This is a genomic window from Ohtaekwangia sp., from assembly GCF_036786105.1.
Taxonomy (GTDB): domain Bacteria; phylum Bacteroidota; class Bacteroidia; order Cytophagales; family Cyclobacteriaceae; genus Ohtaekwangia.
In genome coordinates, this window is the sequence record NZ_DAIQRQ010000131.1 from 1 (window position 1) to 3405 (window position 3405).

Annotated in this window: 3 protein-coding genes; 2 read left to right on the top strand and 1 reads right to left on the bottom strand. The window is 43.7% G+C overall.

The genetic code is table 11. From position 1 onward, the window contains the following. Positions 1–336: 336 nt before the first annotated feature. The gene (locus V7Q33_RS23310; RefSeq protein WP_331978816.1) at positions 337–870 is read right to left on the bottom strand and encodes a hypothetical protein; all 534 of its coding nucleotides are present in this window, start codon (positions 868–870) and stop codon (positions 337–339) included. 375 nt (positions 871–1245) lie between these two features. On the opposite strand from V7Q33_RS23310, the gene V7Q33_RS23315 reads away from it, so the two are divergent. Together V7Q33_RS23315 and V7Q33_RS23320 are read left to right on the top strand one after the other, a co-directional pair. Then, complete coding sequence (locus tag V7Q33_RS23315; RefSeq protein WP_333821490.1) at positions 1246–2226, top strand: aldo/keto reductase; 981 nt, start codon at positions 1246–1248, stop codon at positions 2224–2226. 83 nt (positions 2227–2309) lie between these two features. Continuing rightward, on the top strand, positions 2310–3179 hold the full coding sequence (locus V7Q33_RS23320) for an NAD(P)-dependent oxidoreductase (protein WP_331978812.1): 870 nt from the start codon (positions 2310–2312) through the stop codon (positions 3177–3179). The last annotated feature ends 226 nt before the right edge of the window (positions 3180–3405 follow it).

Genomic DNA, 3405 nt, shown 5'->3' on the forward strand with positions numbered 1-3405 from the left:
CTATAGCACAGGAACTGGTGGAGGAGCTGTACGCACACTATTTGAAAGTAGCCGCCAGCTACTAGGTGTTATCGGTTACACGTTAATCGTTATCAGTAAGAGTCTGTTAATCAGGTAATGAATAACTTATTTTTCTGTGCTATTCTGTGAACAAAAATGCATTTATTTCCCACAGAAATCACAGAATAACACGGATCGGTTAGAGTAACCGTTAATATACCCTTCCTGATAACGATTAACCGGTAACGATTAACTTGTAACGATTAACCAATGGCGGCTTTTGTGCTCCTTTGTGCAACTGTTTTTTTCTCCAGGCCAGTAGCCTGCAGCCAGCGGCTAATTTTCCATCATCGACTCCAACCTCCTTATATCAGGCTTAAAGAACGGAGATCCTTTATCTACCAGCAACAATCTGTATCGGCCTCCAATGCGTTGCGATTTTTTATGGATGAGCATCAACGGCAGGCCTATGGCCGTCATGATAATAGAGGCACGCGTAACACTTTTATTCAAGCTCGGGTCGCCCTGTATGAGCGACACGTTGATCTGGTCTACCAGGAAATAGCCAACGCCGCCAATTACCAAAAGTCCGCCCACAACATTGGCAAAGTTGTGCTGGTTAAAATAGATACGTTCAATCTTGTGGAAAGGCACCACCGTTTCATGCGCCAGCAAAGCAGTATCGTATACGTTGCTTACATAGCTGCGCCGACGATGATCAGCGCCCTTTTCTTTATAGATGATCTCGTCACCAATATATAGTCTCAGTTTTACTTTCTCATTCTTAAGCAGTACAAGTTGCTTTTGGGCAATGCAAGCGGGGGCAGCCATCAGCAATCCCAGTATCAGTCCTATAAAAGATCGTTTCAAACCGGTAGAGTTTTAAATGTCTAAAGGTATAGAATGCAAATGATGTCATCACAAAAAAAGAGATGAATTTGCACGTTGTTTCAGCGTATTCCGTTTGAAAATATATACTTACTTCCGTTTTGTGACCATCGCGTTATCCGGGCATCTTAAAAAGATACAATCCCCTCACAGGTAATACCTTCCGCTTATTTCTGAGTGTGATGAGGGTTTGAACAGCCAGTATTTCACAAGATTTGCCGGTCGCGTGTTGTTTGAATTTTATAATGAATGGTTTGAATTTTTTAAGTGAGTACACCAGGCCGGGAATAATTTTGCAATGTATTTTGAATCTCCGGAGTGATTTGAAAAACACGTTAAAACAACCATTATATAATTATGAAGTACAGAAAATTGAGTAACACAAACGAGCAGCTCTCTGCTATCGGATTGGGCTGTATGGGAATGAGTTTTGCGTATGGCCCTACCGATGACCAGGAGTCTATCGCCACGCTTCACCGCGCACTCGATCTGGGTATAAATTTCTGGGATACAGCCGATATATACGGCCCGCATACCAATGAAGAATTGATCTCGCGCGTGCTGGTTCCCAACCGTAACAAAATCTTTATCGCTACGAAATTTGGTTTTCGTATGCGCGAAGACAGGAGCACGTATTTTGATGGCTCCGTAGCATACATGCGCACCGCCATTGAAGGAAGTCTGAAACGCCTGAAAGTAGACGTTATCGATTTATACTATGCTCATCGCATTGATCCCAAAGTGCCCGTGGAAGAAATGGTCGGCGCTATGGCTGAGCTTGTGAAGGAAGGCAAAGTGCGTTACCTGGGGTTGTCAGAAGCATCTGCCGCTTCTATTCGAAAAGCACATGCCGTGCATCCGATCACTGCATTGCAGAGTGAGTACTCACTGTTGACACGCGATGTAGAAAAAGAAATTCTTCCCGTGTGTCGCGAGTTGGGTATAACGCTGGTGCCCTATAGTCCGCTGGCTCGCGGACTTGTAACGAACACGGTACAGAAAGAATCTCTCGCGTCAACGGATTTCAGAAGATCATTACCACGTTTTGACGACCAGCATTGGGATTATAACCAGCAACTGGTAACACGTTTCGTTGCACTGGCCGATGAAAAAAAATGTACGCCTGCTCAACTGGCATTGGCCTGGGTACTGGCACAAGGCGATGATATTATACCGATACCCGGCACCAAGAAAAGAAAATACCTCGAAGAGAATGCCCAGGCAACCGAAGTAGTACTTTCTGCCGGCGACTTGCAAAAAATAGAAACGCTGATGGATGAATTTCCAAATGTAGGGGCTCGTTACAGCGAAGGAGCATTGAAATTAGTAAACAACTAACGATATACTTATTTTAGTTTTCGATGGCGCACAGATGCATCTCAGTATCTGGCGTCATCTTACTTTTTAACAAACTATATATTATGAGTCTTACCATTGCTTTTATCGGGCTGGGAAATATGGGATACCCCATGGCCAAAAATCTGATCACCGGAGGATTTACTGTAAAGCTTTATAACCGTTCACCCGAAAAGGTGAAAGATTTGGTCACGTTGGGAGGTCAGCATACAGTCAGTATTGCCGAAGCGGTTCAGCCCGCAGATGTAGTTGTTACCATGCTGAGTGATGATGAAGCAGTAAAGGAAGTATCGGACCAGATATTGCCTGCTATCAAGCCAGGAAGTATACATCTTTCTATGAGCACCATAAAAGCCGAAACCTCAAAACAACTGGCAGAGCAGTATATGGCGAAGAAAGCTGTATACCTTGCATCACCGGTAATGGGCCGCCCTCCGGCTGCAGAGGGAAAACTGCTATATATACTTCTGTCGGGCGATGCTGGTGCAAAAGAGAAAGTAAAGCCTGTACTCGAAGCCATGAGCCAGCGTATATTTGATTTCGGCATCGACCCGGCTATTGCTCACACTGTAAAGCTGATGATGAACTTCATGATCTTTGGTGTGGTAGAAATGTTGAGCGAAGTATTGCTCGTAGCGGAGAAGACCGGTATAGATAAAGATATATTCCTCGACACCATGCATAACACTATCTATGGTGCACCTGTATTCAAGATATACGGTGGCCTGGTAGCCAGGGAAGTTGACAATCCGAATGGTTTTGCCATGCAGCTGGCAAATAAAGATTTACGCCTTGCACAAGAAACAGCTGCCGATGCAGGCCAGCGTTTGCCATTGGCAGAATTGATCAGAAGTCATTTTGAAGCCATCATTGCCGATGGTGGAGGAAAGAAAGATCTGGGGATGTTTATATCGCACCTGCGGAAAACGCTATAGTGTAGTTATCAGTTTACAGGTTATCCGTTAATGAAGATTTACCTGTAACTGTTTTGAAAATAAATTTTATTCCCACAGAACTCACAGATAATCACAGAATTTTTTAATGTATTCTTCTGTGTAATTCTGTGAGTTCTGTGGGAAAATAGTAAGGACGCTTAACTATATTTTTTACTCACTTCAAGTGCCCACTTTTCAAGAACATCTACCAGTGTTTCGAGTTTAA